18 protein-coding genes and 1 pseudogene are annotated in these 18,260 nt (G+C 46.2%); 9 read left to right on the top strand and 10 right to left on the bottom strand.

The features are described 5' to 3' along the window. Positions 1 to 434: 434 nt before the first annotated feature. Entirely contained in the window at positions 435 to 1,760 is a 1,326-nt protein-coding gene (locus JJU34_RS15500; protein ID WP_228693311.1) for a DEAD/DEAH box helicase, read from the top strand. A 59-nt stretch (positions 1,761 to 1,819) separates the two neighbouring features. On the opposite strand, the gene JJU34_RS15495 is transcribed toward JJU34_RS15500, so the two are convergent. The 6 genes from JJU34_RS15495 to JJU34_RS15470 form a co-directional block, all read right to left on the bottom strand. Further along, a complete protein-coding gene (locus JJU34_RS15495) occupies positions 1,820 to 3,265 on the bottom strand; it encodes a M48 family metalloprotease (protein ID WP_228693310.1) in 1,446 nt (481 codons plus the stop codon). Positions 3,266 to 3,584: 319 nt separating this feature from the next. Further along, positions 3,585 to 4,238: a hypothetical protein gene (locus tag JJU34_RS15490; RefSeq protein ID WP_228693309.1), complete on the bottom strand. Its 654-nt coding sequence runs from the start codon at positions 4,236 to 4,238 to the stop codon at positions 3,585 to 3,587. A gap of 150 nt (positions 4,239 to 4,388) precedes the next feature. Continuing rightward, positions 4,389 to 4,949: a Crp/Fnr family transcriptional regulator gene (locus JJU34_RS15485; protein WP_228693308.1), complete on the bottom strand. Its 561-nt coding sequence runs from the start codon at positions 4,947 to 4,949 to the stop codon at positions 4,389 to 4,391. Between the two features lie 160 nt (positions 4,950 to 5,109). After that, positions 5,110 to 5,925 (bottom strand): hypothetical protein, encoded by an 816-nt coding sequence (locus JJU34_RS15480; RefSeq protein ID WP_228693307.1) that lies wholly within the window; start codon positions 5,923 to 5,925, stop codon positions 5,110 to 5,112. 5 nt (positions 5,926 to 5,930) lie between these two features. After that, positions 5,931 to 6,443, bottom strand: coding sequence for a TolC family protein (locus tag JJU34_RS15475; protein WP_228693306.1), 513 nt, complete (start codon positions 6,441 to 6,443; stop codon positions 5,931 to 5,933). Between the two features lie 178 nt (positions 6,444 to 6,621). Next, complete coding sequence (locus JJU34_RS15470; protein WP_228693305.1) at positions 6,622 to 7,239, bottom strand: TetR/AcrR family transcriptional regulator; 618 nt, start codon at positions 7,237 to 7,239, stop codon at positions 6,622 to 6,624. Positions 7,240 to 7,386: 147 nt separating this feature from the next. Here JJU34_RS15470 and JJU34_RS15465 point away from each other — a divergent pair, with 147 nt between their 5' ends. From JJU34_RS15465 to JJU34_RS15435, 7 genes and pseudogenes are all read left to right on the top strand, one after another. Continuing rightward, positions 7,387 to 7,953, top strand: a complete 567-nt coding sequence (locus JJU34_RS15465) for a YdeI/OmpD-associated family protein (protein WP_228693304.1) — start codon at positions 7,387 to 7,389, stop codon at positions 7,951 to 7,953. Further along, positions 7,943 to 8,080 (top strand): annotated as a pseudogene (locus JJU34_RS15460) (RnfABCDGE type electron transport complex subunit D); the annotation flags it as partial. The gene JJU34_RS15465 and the pseudogene JJU34_RS15460, both read left to right, overlap by 11 nt. 178 nt (positions 8,081 to 8,258) lie before the next feature. Beyond that, the gene (locus JJU34_RS15455) at positions 8,259 to 8,819 is read left to right on the top strand and encodes a hypothetical protein (RefSeq protein ID WP_228693303.1); all 561 of its coding nucleotides are present in this window, start codon (positions 8,259 to 8,261) and stop codon (positions 8,817 to 8,819) included. Between the two features lie 105 nt (positions 8,820 to 8,924). After that, a complete protein-coding gene (locus JJU34_RS15450) occupies positions 8,925 to 9,509 on the top strand; it encodes a Crp/Fnr family transcriptional regulator (RefSeq protein WP_228693302.1) in 585 nt (194 codons plus the stop codon). 74 nt (positions 9,510 to 9,583) lie between these two features. Continuing rightward, the gene (locus tag JJU34_RS15445) at positions 9,584 to 10,036 is read left to right on the top strand and encodes an SRPBCC domain-containing protein (protein ID WP_228693301.1); all 453 of its coding nucleotides are present in this window, start codon (positions 9,584 to 9,586) and stop codon (positions 10,034 to 10,036) included. A 551-nt stretch (positions 10,037 to 10,587) separates the two neighbouring features. After that, entirely contained in the window at positions 10,588 to 11,652 is a 1,065-nt protein-coding gene (locus JJU34_RS15440; RefSeq protein WP_228693300.1) for a c-type cytochrome, read from the top strand. Continuing rightward, positions 11,649 to 13,022, top strand: a complete 1,374-nt coding sequence (locus JJU34_RS15435) for a hypothetical protein (protein ID WP_228693299.1) — start codon at positions 11,649 to 11,651, stop codon at positions 13,020 to 13,022. The genes JJU34_RS15440 and JJU34_RS15435 overlap by 4 nt, the downstream gene beginning before the upstream one ends. 97 nt (positions 13,023 to 13,119) lie before the next feature. Here JJU34_RS15435 and JJU34_RS15430 read toward each other — a convergent pair whose 3' ends face one another. Further along, the gene (locus JJU34_RS15430; RefSeq protein WP_228693298.1) at positions 13,120 to 13,548 is read right to left on the bottom strand and encodes a DsrE family protein; all 429 of its coding nucleotides are present in this window, start codon (positions 13,546 to 13,548) and stop codon (positions 13,120 to 13,122) included. Between the two features lie 190 nt (positions 13,549 to 13,738). Beyond that, positions 13,739 to 14,662, bottom strand: a complete 924-nt coding sequence (locus JJU34_RS15425; protein ID WP_228693297.1) for an NAD(P)-dependent alcohol dehydrogenase — start codon at positions 14,660 to 14,662, stop codon at positions 13,739 to 13,741. 149 nt (positions 14,663 to 14,811) lie between these two features. Here JJU34_RS15425 and yiaK point away from each other — a divergent pair, with 149 nt between their 5' ends. Beyond that, the gene (yiaK, locus tag JJU34_RS15420; protein ID WP_228693296.1) at positions 14,812 to 15,840 is read left to right on the top strand and encodes a 3-dehydro-L-gulonate 2-dehydrogenase; all 1,029 of its coding nucleotides are present in this window, start codon (positions 14,812 to 14,814) and stop codon (positions 15,838 to 15,840) included. 4 nt (positions 15,841 to 15,844) lie between these two features. Here yiaK and JJU34_RS15415 read toward each other — a convergent pair whose 3' ends face one another. Then, entirely contained in the window at positions 15,845 to 16,936 is a 1,092-nt protein-coding gene (locus JJU34_RS15415) for a phosphatidylinositol-specific phospholipase C1-like protein (protein ID WP_228693295.1), read from the bottom strand. A 194-nt stretch (positions 16,937 to 17,130) separates the two neighbouring features. Then, positions 17,131 to 18,252, bottom strand: coding sequence for a family 16 glycosylhydrolase (locus JJU34_RS15410; protein ID WP_366512715.1), 1,122 nt, complete (start codon positions 18,250 to 18,252; stop codon positions 17,131 to 17,133). Positions 18,253 to 18,260 lie beyond the last annotated feature (8 nt).

Genomic DNA, 18,260 nt, shown 5'->3' with positions numbered 1-18,260 from the left:
GTAGCAAACAGCAGTGACTTCCCGCTCATGAGCGTAAGGGACCTGAGGATATTGATGGTCGTATTGCTCTTTGGCAGCCCGGAGGACTTTGAAAGAAAACTCAACCAAATGAAATCGAGCACGATGCAAGCGACACACAGAGGAACGATTGTAATACGTGCGAGATTCCATCTGACCATTAAAAATCAATTATAGACAGATGAAATCGAGCATGACGCAGCCGTCACACACTGGGATGACTATCAACCATGCGAGATTCCATGTGACCGCTGAAAAACAATTATAGACACATGAAAACCAGACATAAAAAACGTAAAGGAGACATCGACCGGTATTGCAAAAACGATGGCTAGTTTAACTTAGTAAAGTAGAATTAGAATTGCTTTGAAGTTCATTTTCATGCCGATTCCCGCGAATTCACCTATCTTCGTTGCATGGAACAGGGTTCACAGGATTTAGAACAACAATTTTTGAGCAGTCTCGGGATCACTGCCTTTAATGAGATGCAGCGGGCTTTTATAAAGACGGCAGCGCATCATCCCCATACCATGCTGTTGGCACCCACGGGTTCTGGCAAGACATTGGCCTATTTGTTTCCGCTGGTCCAAGGCTTGGACCCGACGTCCAGGAGTATCCAAGCGCTGATCATCGTTCCATCCAGGGAACTAGCGATACAGACCGAGCAGGTCTTTAAATCCTTGAAAACCGGTTTTAGGGTGAGTACCTGTTATGGCGGACATTCGATGAAGCTGGAGAAAAGCAGCTTGGGCGAGTTTCCGGAGGTGGTGGTCGGAACCCCCGGCCGCCTCTCGGATCATGTGAATGTAGGTTCCCTGGACACTTCTGCTATCCAAATGGTTGTGTTGGATGAGTTTGACAAGTCGCTGCAACTCGGCTTTCATACCCAAATGGGTGATATCTTCCGGAAATTGCCGGGTAACCAACGGCATTTCCTAACTTCCGCCACATCCATGGGGCGTTTGCCTGAATTTCTTCCGTTTGAACATCCTGAGATCGTAGATTTTTTGTTTCAGGAAAAGGATTCCAACTTGGCGTTGAGGTTATTGGCTACTACCAGCAAGGAAAAAGTGCAGGGACTGATGCGCTTGGTTTCTCAATTTCAGGAAGAAGCCTGCATTGTATTTTGCAATCACCGCGATGCCGTAGATCGGATTAGCGTGCTATTGAGTGGGTATGGCTATGCGCATACGGTATTACACGGTGGGATGGAGCAGCTAGATCGGGAAAAGAACCTGCTGAAATTTAGAAGTGGCGTGGTCAATTTACTCATCGCTACTGACCTTGCATCAAGGGGATTGGATATCCCTGAGATCCGGCACATCGTGCACTATCAGCTACCTCCAAAGGAGGAGGCTTTTATCCATAGAAACGGTCGTACGGCTAGGATGCATGCCTCTGGACAGAGTTATTTGGTTGTGGCAAACGATGAAGCCCTCCCGGACTACCTGTCTGCCGAAGGGCTAGAGGAGCTGTCAGTCGATGAGGCGGCAACAGCTGAGCCTGCTGTATTTTCCCTGATCTACCTCAGCGCTGGCAAGAAAAACCATATCAGTAAGGGGGATATTGCAGGGTTTTTGATCAAAAGTGGCCATGTACAAAGCGAAGACCTCGGCCTGATTACCATTATGGATTTTGCGAGCTATGCAGCCGTCAAGCGTACGGTTGCTCCTGCCCTGGTCCGTAAACTTCACGGTCAAAAATTGAAAAAAGTAAAGGTGAAAGTAGCGGAGGCCAACTGAGCGGAGTTTTCCTGTCGAACCACCACATACTTGCCTTTTCGCTAGTCCTTCGATAGGAGTTAGTTGCCGATCACTTTGATTAGTTTCCCTTGTTCGACCGTATCGTCCAGTTCCATACCGTTTAGGATGGCCAGTTCTTCCAATCTATCCTGCGGCATTGCAAAATGTTGCAGCGCTGCACGTAGGGACATGTTTCTGGGTGTCGTTTTAATTCGAACAACCTCTGGTTTTCGGTTCAGTTTTTCCGTGTCCTTCAGTTCTTGAAAGGCCCGCATGGTGTTCTGAAATGCTGGCAGATAGGTAGGGAAATTGGAAAGCGCCGAAATGCCCATGGTATTATAGATCGTGCCTCCGTAAAGTATCATGGTTGAAACCACACGGATCGTTCCTGCTTCCTGTTTTTGATCCGCCAGGGTTACCAACGCCGGAAGACCATTGATCCGCTCCTCTTTTGACTCTACTTGTTCCAGTTGGTACTCCTTCAAAAGGTTACTTGCTGCATCTCTGAGGGAATTGCCCGATGCAAGGGAAAGCATCATAAGGGCCTCGCCACTTTTTGGGGCCATCTGTACCTGCTGTGGGGTATTCTGAAAGCTCCAATCCTTCGGTACGGGGAAGGAAAATTTTAACACAGGATGATAAAAAACGCCATTCTCTAGGAACCCCTGATTGGGATCTTCTCCCAAGATGATACCGTCAATTTTTTGTAGGTAGCTGTCACGGTTAATGTCAGCATTTGCCATGTTCAGTTTTTCCTGCCATTCACCTGCCATTCTGGCCACGGTGAGGTTTCGTTCGGCGGGAGAGGGATGAGTGGATAAAAAATCCGGTATATCTCCTCCTCCGGCATTGGCTTGCTGCTTTTCCAGGGTTCTAAAAAAACCCGCCATTTCCGTGGCATCATAGCCTATTTTAGAGGAATATTCCACACCGAGTTTGTCGGATTGTCTTTCAGCCTCTCTACCAAAGCTTAGTAGGGCTAGTTGCATTCCTTGAGAAAGAGGTTCTACGAACTGATTGAGTTCTGGGACCAAGATGACACCGGCAATCAACCCCAATTGGCTAAGGAGCTGATTTCGCTGTTGGATCACTGAGTGTCTGGCGGTGATGTGACCGATTTCGTGGCCTAGCACACCGGCAAACTCTGCTTCGTTGTTGAAGTGGGCCATGATTCCGCGCGTGAAGTACACATATCCCCCAGGTACCGCAAAGGCATTGATTACAGGGGAGTCCACTATCTTGAATTCATAGTTCAGTTTGGGACGATGCGAAATCGCAGCCATTTCGAGACCTTTTTCCGTTATGAATGCCTGCAGCTTGGGGTCCTCGTAGAGACCAAAAAAGGCGACGATTTGCGGGTCGGACTCCTTGCCCATGGCGATTTCCTGTGCTTCAGACATCAATACCAGCTGTCTTTTGCCAGTGACCGGGTTGCGGGCACAACCACTAAACAGTATAGTGCTCAGTACAAAACCGGTGAGAAGGAGGGTATATAATTGGTTCATAAATTCGCAGGTTGAAGCCTAAAAGCAGAGAATAGACATCCCCAAAGGTTCGGGTACGGAAAACTATAGCAATTTTAAATCCAAACATCACTATATCTCGAAAATTGCCGAAGAATACATATCTGTGTCCAAAAATATCTTTTTGGAGTGGGTTGATGATCCACCAGCTGCCAGATAGGCAGGTTCCGGGACCACAGAATGGCTAAAGGTTTTAAAGATATAAGGATAGTTGCCATGAAATGGATCAGTTTATGCCTAGAATTAATATGGGTTTTGCCACCGAAGTGCATGCTATTGACTACAGGGATTCTGCGGTTTTTCATTTCATACCCATACCAAAAGTGTATCCGACGCTTACATTGACGAAGAAGGGGGTGTTTCCCATGCCAATATTATTGGCCTGATGGACGTTCATTTGTTCGGTACGTTGATTGAAGTATTGCAACTCATTGTTGTCAAGTGAACTGCCAATATTAGGCCACCAGCGCACATTGGGTGCTATGGTGATGCCCTTGAGGGCATTGTCTTGATTTTCGAAGGGTGTCCAACGGTAATATGCCCCTAAACCAAGCGTAAAGGTACTGTACTGCTCTATTTTTCCTTCCGTCGTTTTAAATGCATCATCGTAATACATTTCCCAATTATGCCATTTGGGTTCTACCCTCAGGTTGAAATTTTTGGTGAAGCGATACCCAATACCAATCCCAGTAGAATGGGTGATATTGAATGCCAGTCGTTGATCGGCCGCTTCTTGGTAAACATTTGCTCCTGTAAATTCCAAGCCAAAGCCGTGGGAATAGTCCACCATCCATTTGTCCCACCAAATGTCCACTTCGAAATTGAAACCATTGGTAAATAAAGGTTGTGTCAAACCAAAAACCACGCTCACTTCAGGAGTTGATTTATCTGGTGCCTGTGCCATGCTGATTTGAACCAGTGCAATTGCCATCATTGTGAGGACTAACTTTTTCATTTCTTTGTTTTTTTTAAAGTACACTACAAAGGAAATCCAAAGCCAAGAAGGCAGAAATGACATTTGTCCATATCGAAATTCAAATGCCACGAATGCACTAACTTTCACGGGTGGGTTAGTGTTGATTCGTGCATTGGTGGCAATAGAAATTCAGTGACGTTGGGCTCTAATCCGGCTAAGATGCCGGGGAGTAATGCCCAGCATGGAAGCGATATATTTATCAGGCACTTCTTGATTAAAGCGAGGGTAATTTTCCAGTAGCCAATGATATCTTTCTTCAGCGGTTTTAGCTATCGTGACAAACAATCGTTCCTCCATACCGATGTAATTTTGTTCGATCGTCCTGTTCCAAAAATGCAGGATAAAGGGATGCTTGGATTTGAGCAATTCCCAATTCTCCAGATGAATAAAATAGATTTCAGTAGGCCTGATGGCTTGAATGGCTTCAAAGGAAGGCTTTTGGTTGATAAAACTACCCAGGGAAGTCATAAAATCCCCTTTCAGTGAAATCCATCGGGTTACTTCTTCTTTTTCTGTGTGATATAGGTATCGGCACATTCCTGAAGTGATCAGCGCTATTCTCTTGCATATATGACCTTTATGTAAGAAATAAGCACCATCTTCAATTAGCTCATAGCTACTGAAGGCAGCAGAAAGAATTTCTGCTTGCTCCTGAGTAAAGCCTTTTGTCAACAAAAATTCACGTTCCATCTTTTGTTTCGTAAATCTTTCTCTCCAGAAATTATCTGCAATTTAAAGTAAAATAGGGGATGTGTTCTTGATATAAAAAACATTTCCTTTTTTAAGCCAAGGTACTTGCGACCTATTTCGAACAAACGAATTTACTTTATCAACGAACTTTGTCCTTAAGTCATGGCCTTTCCATTAATTTGTTTGATTTTTCAGCCAGATGTGGGAGCTTTTTCTCGGGAAAAAGGGGCCTTCCCTGGAGTGCCTGCACCAAAGTGAAAGTGGCCAATGCGCCGTAAAGCAAGCCAACCAATAAGGTAGCTTTGCTATTGCGGAGCAGGTAAAAGGCCAGCAAGGGCAAAACCTGCAAGGCATGCATGCCGATAAAGTGGGCTATCCGGAGATCCCCTGCTAACCGGCTCCAACCTACTAGGAACAATTTGGAGTTGTCATTGACCAGCCCAACCGTATGACTCATGCGTCCACCCATCAAAAAGCCCTGAAAGGAGAAAATCACAAAAATCAGGATGCCCAAACGGATGCCCCACAAATAGTAGTTGGGCAAATTTGGAACGGACTGAGTGAAGAAAAGCATCCCCACATAAGCGGTATAGATTGTGACCAAGGTAGCGGCCAATGCCATCATGGAAAACATCACGGAGTAAAAGGGCGTGCTGATATTGTAATGAGATTGCTTGCCCTGTGCAGCCATGAAAGCGATATAGGCTATTTCAAACCCCAACAAAAGGATGACTGACCAATTGAAAACGGTTATGTTGAAATTTGGAAGGTAATAACAATACCATGCCATGGCCCAAGCAAACAGAAAGGTGGAAAAGGCAAACTTGAAGGGTTTGTACCAGGCATTGACCTGGTACACCTGCACATTGGAAACTCTGCTCATCACCAAAAAGGCCAAAGAGAGCAGCAAACACAATAGCCCGAAGTAAAAGAGTGTCGTGTTTCTTTCTTTCAATTCAATAACAAAACCAAGCATAGCGATCATGATTTTGGACTGGCTAGGTTTTTCTTGATCTTCATCATGATCGAATCCGGGGTGACTCTTGGTAAATTGGAGATAACCCAATTATTGAAGCCTACTACCTTCTTTCCTTTTCCTTCCAGTTCGGCATTGAAAACCGGCATGGCGGTCCTGACCCTTACATCGTAGAAATTATTAGGATTCAGAAGGATGCGTTGATTTTCAATAATCGGAAAATTACTGCTCTCGGTAAGTTGATTGAGTGTGGAATAGACAGGGTTAAGAATGTCTCCGGCAGGAAAATCCACCGTACGTCCACCTCCGGCCAGGAAATAATTTGCCTCAAAGCTCACCCGTGGAAGAAATAAACCAGTTGCCTCTTTTAGGGCATACATGCTCTTTTCCAGACTAAACTGCTGTTGTTTCAGCACTTCGTTACTTTCTAATCCATGCCGGATATAGGTTTCGAGGAATTGCTGACTTTGGACCGGAAGGGTCCAGAAAATCAATAAGGCGTAGAGGAAGGTTTTCATGTGTCTATAATTGATTTTTCAATGGTCACAACTTGTCCCGGTTTATCGGGATGGAATCTCGCATGGTTTCACCCGATAGCCATCGGGGCATCCCAGTATGTGACGGCTGCGTCATGCTCGATTTCATAATTGAATACTGTTTAAATATGAACAATGTTCATAAATAGGGCAAAAAAAACTATTTTCTACTGAACATGAACATCAAGTCTTCATAAGCGCTGTTCATCAACTGATCTGGTTCCTGCCCGGTGGCAGCTTTCACGCGGTCTCGTATATATAGAGAGCACATGCCGTGTACACTACCCCAAATGGCAAAAGAGAGGGGTTCCAACTGATGGCCTTTGAAGTATCCGTGGTCAAGACATTCCTGAACGGTCTTCCTCAGTGCGTCAAACGTTGCATTTCCTTCTTTCCAATGGTGATCTTCATTTGCTTTGATAAACTCCATCGGAGCCTTCATGTTGAACATCAGGTCATACATTTGGGTGTTTTCAAGAGCAAATTTCATATAAATTCTTCCCAGGGCCTTTAAACGTTCCATGGGATCTGACACATGAAACAAGGCTCGGAATTCTCCACCCAACTGTGCAAAGCCCTGTTGATGCAGGTCATGAAGGATTTCGGTTTTGTCTTTATAATACACATAGACTGTACCTACGCTGTATTCGATTTCTTTCGCAATACTCCTGATGGTGGTTTGTTCGATCCCTTTCTCTGCAAAAAGCTTTTTTGCAGCACCCAATATCCGTGCTTTCAGTTCTTCCTTTTCTTTTGCTTTACGCTCTGCTGTCCCCATGGAATCCTTTATTGAACACCACAAACATAATGAACGTTGTTCAATAAAACAAAATATTTACAAATTATATTCAAAATAAAAAACAGGCAATCTCTTTTAGCGTTTTGAGAGGGGAATTGATGATTCTTTTTAGTGATGGTACAAACCGTGAATTTTCAAAAAGTAGAAGTCTCCTCCAAACAGGAATTAAGAAATTGGTTGGAGAGCCATCATCAACAGCCGGAAAGTGTCTGGTTGGTGACATTTAAGAAGTCCATGCCGGACAAATACCTTTCAACCTCAGACGTACTGGACGAACTTCTTTGCTTCGGATGGGTCGATGGCATCAGACGAAAACTGGATGATCAGCGAACCATGCAATTGATATCTCCTCGAAAAGTGGAGCACTGGGCAAAAACCTACAAAGAGCGGGCGGCAAAGCTGATCCAAGAAGGCAAAATGCAAGAAGCGGGCTATCGATCTATCGCATTATCCAAGCAAGCTGGCCTGTGGGATTTTATGGACGATGTGGATAATCTGATTGTACCTAAAGATCTATTGGAAGCTCTTCAAAAAACAGCGGGTGCGGAAGACTTCTTTCATGCCATCAATGATTCAAGCAAACGCTTTGTGCTGAGGTGGATAAAGCTGGCCAAAACAGCGAAGACAAGAGCTTCCAGAGTGCAGCAGATTGCCCATCTTTCGGCCAACGGGGAGAAGTTGAAGGGTAGTTAACCCAGCCTACCCGGAAGGCGTGATGCTGGCAGTTTTGTTCATGAACGTTTTTGCGCCTTTGATAGATTATTATGTCGTTAAGCGTCACAAGAGAAGAAGGCTGAGCAGGGCAATAGCCACACGTTGAAAAAAAGTCGGATTTTTTGGTGTCAAGCGACTGGTTTGCTATTTTGGTTTACCGTCGAATATTCAGTCTTTCATGCTGGTCTTTAAGCTATTAAGGGAAAAAAACGGACTAGTATGTTTTTCAATTCCTGTTGATTTTTAAATTTATAGCCACATAGGTACCTGTTAAATTTAAAGCGATGAAGAAATTTATACTATCCTCCCTCGCCATGACGGCTATTCTGTTTATATGGAGTGGGCTAACTCAGCTTTTTCCGTGGGGCGTTCCCAGCACGCAGACGATTTCTGTACAAAGCGAAGCGAACACGGATGGTTTTCAGGTTTCCAATCTCATTGAGATGGAGCCAAGTAGCTTGACCACCGCCAAGTTTGACGAGGTAATGCGTGGGAAAATTTCCACTCTTAGCACGGATAAAACGTTTTCCTGGATCATTACTGCTCCACTTGACAACTACGATCCGATGGGTTACTTTATTTGGGAAGTGATTACACAGCTGTTGGTAGCGATTTTTTTGAATATACTATTGAGAAGGATATCCGTTTTTCGACTTTCCGAGCAGCTCGTTATTGTTGGTCTTGCGGGGCTTTTAGCGTTTGTGGGCATTTATGGGCAAATGCTGAATTGGTGGGCTCTACCCGCAATTTATGCAGTGGGTGCCGGCGTTAATTTGCTTATCGGTTGGTTGGTCGCGGCTTTTGTATCGGCAAAGTGGATTATAGAAAATGAACGAACGTCTTAACGTCCCCTGAGTTTGGTAGTGGTATGCCAGACAGCTTGGGCGCGCACTGAAATAATTTCTGATTTCATTGTGCCTATAGATTAAGATTGGTTAATTTACCTGTACATGGAGAGTCTTGCGTACTATATTCAGGAATATTTTGGTGTCCTTAAACAGGAGGAACTAAAAGCAGTATGCAATAAATTTGCTGCGGAACGATTACTCAAAGGAGAGTTCCTTATGAAGCAGGGGCAACCTGCCCATCAGCTAGCGTTTATCAAGGCAGGCATCATCCGCATCTATGCCCAGGATGACGGCAAAGAAATCACCCAATGGATTTCCACGCCCGGGTATTTTTTGACCGAAATCTCCAGTTTTATGTTCGGAGGCACATCACGGTGGAGTATGCAGGCACTTTCCGATGTAGAACTTTATAGTATCAGTAGGTCGGACTATCAGCATATCGTCAACCTTGTGCCGAGGTGGCATGAATTGGAGAAGCTGTTTATTATCAAGTGTTTCGCCATCCTCGAAAACCGCGTCTACAACCACCTTTCCAAATCAGCAGAGGAGCGGTATCAGGATTTTTTTAAACAACACCCGGCGCTTTTCAATCAAGTACCCTTGCAGTACATTGCTTCTATGCTAGGGATGACGCCTGAGACTCTCAGCCGTATTCGAAATAAACAGCTTCCTAAAGTTCTTGATTAATATCAAGAGACGGCATCCTGTGCCCGGCTACCTTTGCTTCATAATCTATTCAAAACGTAAAACGATTTATGATCATGCAAAAGGAAATAAACACGCAAATCCACATCAATGCGAGCAGGGAAAAGGTATGGCAGGTACTGACTGATTTTGAAAGTTACGGGCAATGGAACCCGTTTGTCCGATCCATCACTGGAGAGGTGGAGAAGGGAAACCGAATCAACGTAGTTTTAGGTCCTCAAGGCAGCAGGCCCATGACCTTTAAGCCCACTGTGTTGGTTTTTGATGAGGAGCGGGAATTTCGCTGGCTGGGGCGCATGTTTTTCCCCGGGATTTTTGATGGAGAGCATATTTTTCAACTCAAAGAAAACGGTGACGGTAGCAGCGTGTTTGTCCACCGCGAAAAATTCAGGGGCTTATTGGTTGGTTTGATGGCAAAAAAGCTGGATACCGAAATTCTGGCCGGATTTGAATCCATGAATCGCTCCCTAAAGCACCGGGTTGAGCAGGGTGGAGAGTTGGTATTTTAGGGGCTTGTTGGTGAGGGATTGTTTGGGTTGTAAGTACTACTGTAATTAAACGGGAAAACTTCATTTACCTGTGTATAAGCACATATCAACGGATGGGTTTTCTATATAAATTCAAAGGTTGGCAGCCAAAAAGTTCTTTTTTTGGGGTATTGGTTTTTTACCCTTCGCTCCATTAGCGATTTGAAAACATCCACATACAGATCGCATTCTTACGATGCTAGTGACAACTCACTAGTTCTAGTAGCTTTTACATCCCTCCTGTGATATTCATCACAGCATTTAACCTGTCAGTTGGCCCAACTTTGTATACTGGCCAGAATAGCTCTGGGGATTTGTGGTTGCCTGAAGTCGATTGGCGCGGGGTTTATGCGCCGTGGTAGAAGCAGCTAAAAAAACCGTTAAAGCCTCTCCCGATACATCGGATGGAGTTTTGGCCTTTTAACATTCAATGGATTGACACATGAAATTGAGCACGACGCAAGCGACACACGGAGGAACGATGGTAATACGTGCGAGATTCCATGTGACCGCTGAAAAACAATTATAGACACATGAAAGATGCATATCAACTTATTGTAAAGGTTTCTGCCTTGGTGGTGGGGTTGTTGGTTTCCATCGCCTTATTGGTTCTTATCCTCATAGCATCACTGGTCGTTTCTTTTCAGGATGCCCCTTCACCAATTTCCGCCCAAATGGCACCAAGCGCAGAAAAAGCAACGTCGGTGGCAAATACTTACCGTGGGGTAATTCCAAACGAGGGTCTATGGAGAGCACCGGATTGGGCTACATTGGAGAATGAGCCAAATGCCAGCTTGATTGCCTACGGCAGAGAACTGATTGTAAATACCTCCGAGCACCTAGGGCCAAATGGCAAGGTCCTGAAAATTTCGAATGGAATGGATTGTCAGAACTGTCACTTGGATGCAGGAACAGCTCCTCTGGGAAATAATTATGGGGCGGTATTTTCTACCTATCCCAAGCTGAGAGGTCGGTCGGGTCAAATGGAAGATATCCCCAAAAGGATTAATGATTGCTTCGAACGCAGTCTGAACGGGCAGCCCCTTGACGAGAAAAGCAATGAAATGCTGGCCATGGTCGCCTACATGCAATGGCTGGGCAAGGACGTTCCTAAAGGAGAAATTCCTCATGGATCAGGCATCTACGAGGTTCCGTTGTTGGAAAGAGCTGCTGATCCTGTAGGAGGCCAGGTGGTTTATGCGCAATTGTGTCAAAGCTGCCACATGGAGGATGGTAAGGGGATGATGAAACCTGATCAAACCGGTTATGTTTATCCCCCCTTGTGGGGAGCCCAAAGCTATAACAATGGTGCTGGCCTATATCGGATGTCTAGGTTCGCCGGCTATGTGAAGACCAATATGCCATTGGGGGCAACGTTTGAGCGACCCATGCTTACCGACGAGCAGGCTTGGGACGTAGCGGCCTATGTGAATTCGATGACTAGGCCTGAAAAGGATCTATCTAGGGATTGGCCCGATATATCGAAGAAGCCAGTGGATCATCCGTTCGGGCCGTTTTCCGATGAATTCAGTGCCGAGCAGCACAAGTTTGGTCCCTTCAAGCCAATCATTGCTTTCCGAGAAAACCCGACAAAATGAGACTGTTATTACCGTTATTTTTATTTTTATTCGCGATTGTCGGTGGCTATGCACAAGAGGCTGACTCGCTAGCACATAAACCTCAACACGCTATAAAAGGCACCCTCGGACTACGTTCCTATTGGATGTCTACGGGATACTGGGAGGATTTCAAATCAGATTTTGCGTTGGGGCAGAGTGCTTTCCTGCGACTTACTACCCGGGAATTGCATGGGTTCTCGTTGGTGGGAAGGTATACGGTGTTTGGGAATCTTTGGAGTTCGGATTTATCTGCTCCCGATCCTGTCACGAACAACGTTAACCGCTACGAGGTAGGCCTTTTTGATGTGAACAATCCTTCCGACAGACTATTTGGCAAGATAGAGGAGCTTCAGTTGAGGTACCGATCTGAACGTTTTGATGTGGTAGCGGGGCGAATGGATATCAATACACCCTTTTTGAATCCTCAGGATGGACGCCTTTCCCCGACCTTTGTAGAAGGTGTCCGCGTGAACGTGACGCCAGGCAAATCGAATACGCTTTCCGCCCAGTATATCGGTAAGATAAGCCCTCGTTCAACTTCCGGATGGTTTCAGGTAGGCGAGACTGTTGGGGTATATCCTGTGGGTCAAGGAGAGTTTGGAGGTCCATCCAATTACCAAGGAAATACAGAAAGTAGGTTTGTGACGGTGATCGATTGGATCCACCAAAACGATGCGGATGTACAGCTACAACTGAACCATACCTATGTAGACAATATTTCGAGTACGGCATTCCTACAAGTGCTCAAGGAATGGCAATTGGCAACTAATCAGCGGCTGGTGGCAGGTTTTCAGTTTACCTCACAACACGGTGTGGGCGAGGGCGGAAATCCTGATCCCACCAAGAGGTATAAGAATCCGGATGATTTCAATTTTGTGATTGGAAGCAGGGTTGGGATTAAATCGAAGCGTACTACTTGGTGGCTGAATTATTCACGAATCGATGGAAGAGGTAGGTTTTTACATCCGCGGGAGTGGGGCAAAGACCCCTTTTTTACTTTTATTCCGAGAGAGCGAAACGAGGGTTTTTCGGATGTAAATGCCTTCACAGCTTACTATCAACGTAATGTTCCCGACAAGGGCCTACAGATATATGGGTTTAGCGGATTACATTTCCTACCCGATCCAGGGAATACCGAGGTAAATAAGTATGCGTTTCCGTCTTATGCGCAAGCGAATCTAGGCGGAAGATATACTCCCAAAAATTGGGGCAAAGGGATGGATTTTCACCTCATTCTCATGAGCAAAGTAAACCTGAAATCTGGTGAAATGCGTCCACAGTGGGTCTACAACAAAGTAAACTTAATGCATCTGAATTTGATCATGAATTATACAATTCAGTACCCCTAGTTGTTCACTTAAGAGAAAATCCCCTTGAACAACCTGCAAGAGATAGCAGAAGAACTAATTCGAACTAATCGGAACGCTGACAGAAACGGCTGAGATCTCAGTTTCCGGCTTTGATATACGCCCATCCTTGTTCCTGGCGTAGGATGATTTCTGCTAGGCCGGAAGGCACTGTATGTACCCCCTCAATTAGGTCTTCTTTGGTAGCGTTGGCCCGGCGCATGGTATTTTCGCACGCTACAAACGCTACTCCCCTGGAAAGCATATCGGTGATACCCTCTGCTACAAGACTTTTTTCGCGCAACACGAGCGGCAGGGAGGTTCCGTGGCAGACTACTTCAATTTGTGCGTTTGGCAATGCGCGCAGAATGTTGTTGAGTTGACCGATCACCTGTTCCTGATCGGAGGCCTCTCCTTTAGTTACCTGAAAGACGACCCGATGTACCTCTTGGTCTACGATTTGCGCACTTAGCGTGAGGGGTATCCCTAAAACTAGCGCAAAAAAGAATAGTCTAACGTATGGATTCATGTTGTATCTGTTAAGTCAAATATACATCATATTATTTTCTAAAATGGTTCCAATGGCAATTTTTGATAAAACCGAGTTATCCAGAAGAGGGCTAACTAACTTCAGAGATTTCCGGTTGGTTTGCTCAAGGGTAGTATGGGCGCCTGCGCCCAGAAAACGCATCGGCTGCTGGCGGATACTAGCCGATAGATCATATTGTTAAGATGACATTGCCTTTCTTACGACCGGAATCGACGTATCTATGGGCTGCGACGATTTCGGTCATTGGATACGTCCGATCAATGGTAGCATCGTAGCCGTGATGTTCAAAAAGCTCCTTTAAGAGCTCCAATTGAGCGATGTTCTCTGAGGCGTAGTCTAGCCCTGCCACCGAAAGGTACAGGCCGCCAGCTTTCAAAAGACGCTTGTAGGATGGTTTGTGGGCTTTACCAACAGCATCGAATACAACGTCAAAGGTTGGCATGGACTGGCTCATGTCTTCCGTATCGTAGGTAACCACCCGATGTGCACCCAATCGGGTGGCGAGATCCATTCCTTGGGAACTGCACACCGCTGTAACGCGAGCGCCCAAGTGCCTAGCGAGTTGAACAGCGGCGGTTCCCACAGAGCCTGTTGCACCATACACGAGGATTTCAGGAGCTACTTTCTCGGCCAACTTGGCCTTTTCAAGGAAGTAAATGGCTGTTTGCCCGCCAAAAGGCAGCGCTGCCGCCTCCTCAAAGGATGCATTGGACGGTTTTGAAAGCACATTGCCTTTCGCTTTTACCGTGATGTATTCCGCATAGGTTCCGAACTGAAAACCCGTCATGCCAAACACCTCGTCACCGGGTTTAAAGTTTGCTACGTCACGTCCTGTGCTTTCCACGATGCCAGAAAAAACGGTTCCTAAGATGGGTTTTCGGGGTTTGCTGATGCCGAGAACCAGTCGCATAACCACCTTCATGATTCCTTCCACGGCCAAGCCTCTTACACGTACGTCACCGGAATTGACCGCAGTTGCGTTGATCTTGACCAAGATTTCGTCCTTTTTAGCCTCGGGTTTGGGTACATCCGCTAATTGCAGTACCTCGGGTCCGCCATAGCGGGTACAGATTACGGCTTTCATGGTGCTCATGGGAATGGTAGAGTAAAGTTAGACCGGCTTGTTCTTTCCACAATGTATTCAAAAGATGGAGCTTAAGCAATAGGTCCAGCGTATATCAAATGCGTTAGTTTTTTTCTCCATTTTTTAGTATCATGCCCATGAAACTGTCAGATCTGTCCATGATGCAAAATAATACTATCCGAATTGAGTATGCTACGTTACGGGGCGTGTTGGAAGCCGTTTTGAATAGTAGGGGGTTCGATTCCGAAAAAGCAGCGGTTTGTGCGGGTTTGTTTGTCGATGCCAGCCTGGATGGGGTAGCATCCCACGGACTGAATCGGTTTCCGGAGTTTGTTCGGTTGGTGGAGGCGGGTATAGTCAACCCAAATGCTGAGCCAACCTTGGATTTTTCGGCTCCGATTTTTGAGCGGTGGAACGGCAACCTCGGTGCGGGACCCTTAAACGCCCGATTTGCAATGGACAGGGCTATTGCCATGGCCCAAGGACACGGAATCGGCGCGGTTGCGTTAAGGCGCACCAATCACTGGAAACGCGGAGGGAACTTTGGGTGGCAAGCTGGCCGAGCGGGCTGCGTGGCCGTTTGTTTTACCAATACCTTGCCCAATATGCCTGCTTGGGGTGCAAAGGAGGCCAGGCTGGGAAATAACCCGTTGGTAATCGCGATTCCCCGCGAGCCAGAACCGCTTGTATTGGACATGGCGATGACTCAGTTTGCCTATGGAAAAATGCAGGCTTACCTGCGAGAAGGCAAGCAGATGCCCTTTGCGGCAGGTTTTACTTCGGAGGGAAAAACAACTCAAAGTCCCGAAGAGATACTAGAGAGCGGATTGGCCATGCCCATGGGTATGTGGAAAGGAGCCGGATTGGCCATGATGCTCGATTTGATTGCTTCGCTGCTTTCCGGAGGATTGGCAACAATGGATATTGGTAAGTTGGAGGAAGAACATGCCATATCTCAATTTTTCCTTTGCCTTTACCCACCTAAGTTGGGGTTGGAGCAGCAAAAAATTAATGATCAATTAATGGCCTGGGTACAGGACCTGAAATCTGCGGCTACCTTTTCTGGGGAATCCTCCCATTATCCAGGTGAGCAGTCCCTTAAAAATCGGGAAGTTAATCGACAACTTGGGGTACCTGTAGATGCAGGTATTTGGGAGCAGGTAAAGGGGATGTTGATTGGAGCATAAGCGCTTATTGAGGTAATGTTATTCCAGTCAGAATGGGGTTGGGTCTTTCAAATATCCCTTCTTCGAAGCTAACCTGGTAGGAGGATGGAAAATAGTTGGATCGCAGGTAGTAGTCGGTGGAAATCACCTGTGCTCCCGATGCTTTTGCCTTCTCAAACTTGGTAAAATCCTCATTTCGGGCTTCTTGGGTATCGGAATCTGCCCTTGTCCGGATGATGTATCCCTTTTTGACCAGTTCTTGAATATAGCTCGTATGCTTGACGGGGTCATTGATAATGCGGAATCCCGCGGTGGGATTTCCCTCTGTTTTGTTCACAAAGAGAACTGCATCCCTGAGTTCGGGCTTGGCCTTTAGGTAGCGATCTATCTTTTCTTCACTTTCATCCAGGACAAATAAAAACTTCCCCTTAGCTTCATCCAGAGAAGGCCAATTTTGAGCCAACACAGCCGTCTCCAGATCTTTGTAAGTGCCTCTGACCATGTCAGGAGTAATCAGTTGCTCCAAGCCCAAATGCATCCGGATTTCTAAATCGATACTATCCAAAGCAGCGGAGGTAAACGGCAGCGTCTCTTGTGTGCCTGGGATGTTCCCGTCTTTTGCATTTATCAATACAAAAATGGGCGAATGGTCCGGGTTGTTTGCACTCCATTCTTTCAGCGCATGAAGCGCGTCCGCAAACAACAGATAATGGGAGAAAAAATCCAAATCCTGCACATGAAACAACTTTAAGCCAGGTTTAGAGAGGGAGTTTGCAGTGTCAAAGTCCTCGACTGTCCCTCCTTTGCTGCGTATGATCTCCAGTCCCTTCGGATTGGCATATCTTCCGCCTATTGGGTCATGAAACACATCCAACTCAAGATTCCTCAACCCCATATCCAACTGTTCCGTCAATGGGATGTGGGCATAGGCTAAACTATTGGAGGATGAACTGTTGATACCCGCCAGATACTCCAACAGCTCAGGTGCCATCGCACTTTTATAGCTGTTGTGACTCCCGATTACTTGGATTTCGTTGATTTTGAGGTTTTGGGCGCTAACTGGCAAGCATAAGAAAACAAAAAAGAATAGCAGGATGAGTTGATAGGTAGTTTTCATGTTCCATGGTTTTATTACCAATGTCATCATTTCCTGCAAAACCACCAAGGCAGGTAGTTTTTCTTTGTGTTATGTTTTGCCAAAGTCGAACACGAATTTTTTTCCTAGCTGCCGTGCCACCCAAAAAAAACAGGCTATCGGAAACTTCCGATAGCCTGTTACCTCGATTTCAGGAAAGCGGAATCCCCTTTCTCCTATTCCTTCTGAAATACCCTTACGTAGTCCACCGCCATTTGCTGGGGGAAGATGGTACTACTGTCCGGATTACCCGGCCAGTTACCACCCACGGCTACGTTGAGGATAAAGAAAAAGGGTGCCCTAAACTCATCCATGGAAGCTGGACGGATGTCTTGCTCGTGGTATACCACGTCATCCAACAGCCAGGTGATCTTGGATTCGTCCCAAATGATGCTGTACACGTGGAAATTATCTGCCAATTTAGCGCCACCCGGCAGGGTTTTTTTACCACCGCGATAGGAATACGAACCGTTATTGTCCCAGTGCAGGGTACCGTGTACCGTATCGTCTCTGCCGGTGGCATCCCCTCCGATCATCTCCATAATGTCAATTTCACCACAGGCAGGCCAGCTTACCTCGGTGATGCTTTCACCCAGCATCCAGATCGCTGGCCAGATTCCTTGTCCTTTCGGCATGGCCGCACGGATATCCATCCGCCCAAACTGGAAGTTTTTGTTCGCTTGGGTTTTCAGGCGTGAGGAAGTGTAATTTTTGCCGCCGACGTTTTCACGCTTGGCGGTAATGACCAAATACCCATCCCTTAGTTCCGTGTTCTCCCTGCGGTAGAATTGCAGTTCGTTATTTCCCCATCCACACAGATTGGGACAGCCGTCTCCGAGTTCGAACACCCAGTCGGAAGATAGGGTGCTGGATTCAAACTCGTCGTTCCAGACCAAGGAGTACCCTTCGTAGCTCATCGGGGATTCGAATCCCGTACTAGGTAGCCCGATACCCAGTATTTGCTCGGTGATAATGACGGTTTCCTCACGCTTGATAAAGTCAACTTCGGTACTGTGTGCCTGTACGGTTACTGTATACTCGCCCGGAGCAGTGTATCGGTGGGTTACCGAACTTCCGGTAGCCAGTTCAGGTTCTTGATTGCCTACCCCAAAGCTAACTCGGAAGAAGTTAGCTCGTTCGGCAGAGAAGTTTACCCGCACCATGCCGTTTTCCATCATTTCTACTGTTACATTCAGGTTGGTGGGAAGCAATACTTGCTCTTCCACATTGTCCGAGTTGCAGGCATTCGATGCCGTCAGAAAGATAAATAGGAATAGTGCCTGAAGTGCTTTTGCCATGATAATCA

This window comes from Lunatimonas sp., assembly GCF_020832325.1.
Taxonomy (GTDB): domain Bacteria; phylum Bacteroidota; class Bacteroidia; order Cytophagales; family Cyclobacteriaceae; genus Lunatimonas.
The sequence above is the reverse complement of the archived record's forward strand: the minus strand, read 5'-3'. Positions and strand labels throughout refer to the sequence as shown.